Origin of the sequence: Nocardioides pelophilus, assembly GCF_014180685.1 — a bacterium.
Lineage (GTDB): Bacteria > Actinomycetota > Actinomycetes > Propionibacteriales > Nocardioidaceae > Nocardioides > Nocardioides pelophilus.
In genome coordinates this window covers 1-1,046 of the sequence record NZ_JACEHF010000319.1, presented here as the reverse complement: position 1 = coordinate 1,046, position 1,046 = coordinate 1, and the positions used below count along the sequence as shown (strand labels likewise).

The window sequence follows — 1,046 nt, the reverse complement described above, 5'->3', positions numbered from 1 at the left end:
GCTTCCGCGAGGGCGCCGAGCTGGTCCCGGCCGGCGCTCCCCTCGCGGCGTTCCCGCCCCCACCACCCCCGGCCGCCACCGCGCCCCCGCCACGTCCGGCAGGAGTCGGCAGCGACCTCGGTCAGCACCTGCGCGCGATCGGGCCGCTGCCGCTCCGCGCCGCTGTGGAGATCACCGCCGCGGTCGCCCGCTCGCTCGCGGACCAGCCGCCGCCGGGAGGCGCCCACGGCGAGATCCGGCCCGGCGCCGTACTGGTCGGGCTGGACAGTGGCGGGCCGCGGGCGGTGCTCGTGCCGCCCACCCGGGCGATCGGCGCCGACCCGGCGTTCTCCCCTCCCGAGCCGAGCGTGGGGCCGACTCCTGCCGCCGACGTCTACGCGCTCGGCTGCCTGCTGTGGACGGCGACGACCGGCGGCGCGCCGTTCACCGGAGCGTCGCTCGAGGAGGTGCGGGAGGCCCACCGCACCCAGCCGGTGCCGCAGCTGCCCGGGCGGGCGCCGCTGACGCTGGCCACCAACCGGATCCTGCGGCTGGCGTTGAGCAAGGACCCGATGCGGCGCTACTCGGGAGCCGCGGCCCTCGAAGCAGATCTCGAGATCGCGCTGGGGCTCCCCGACACGGCGCCGCCGGCCGCGCCCGCCCCGGTCTGACGCATCCGACCAGCAACCCGCACGAATTGCGGGGTCGGGGGTGGGGAATCGACTACGGATCAGGGATCATGGACCAGACCTGCACCTCGACCGCACAAGGGAGCTTCCCCAGCATGAGCGACCAAGGTCTGTCCATCTTCGACAACGAGCCCGGCACCGCGCCGCCCGGGCCCCCGCCGAAGAACCCCCCACCCGACAACGAGACCACCCAGGTGATGCCCGTGACCACGACCGCCCCCTCGACGCCCGCTCCCGCTGCGAACCCGAGGCCCGCGCCCTCCCGGGCGCCCGCGGCCTCCACGGCGTCGCTGCCGGTGGTCAAGCGCGGCGGCTACGACCAGGCGGCGGTCGACGCCCAGATCCGTCAGCTCGCGAGCGAGAAGGCTGCGCTGGGGG

1 protein-coding gene and 1 pseudogene are annotated in these 1,046 nt (G+C 76.3%); both read left to right on the top strand.

The features are described 5' to 3' along the window. A partial coding sequence (locus H0488_RS23375; RefSeq protein WP_512698554.1) for a protein kinase family protein occupies positions 1–650 on the top strand: 650 nt, incomplete at its 5' end. 113 nt (positions 651–763) lie between these two features. Continuing rightward, positions 764–1,046: pseudogene (locus tag H0488_RS23370) on the top strand (hypothetical protein); the annotation flags it as partial.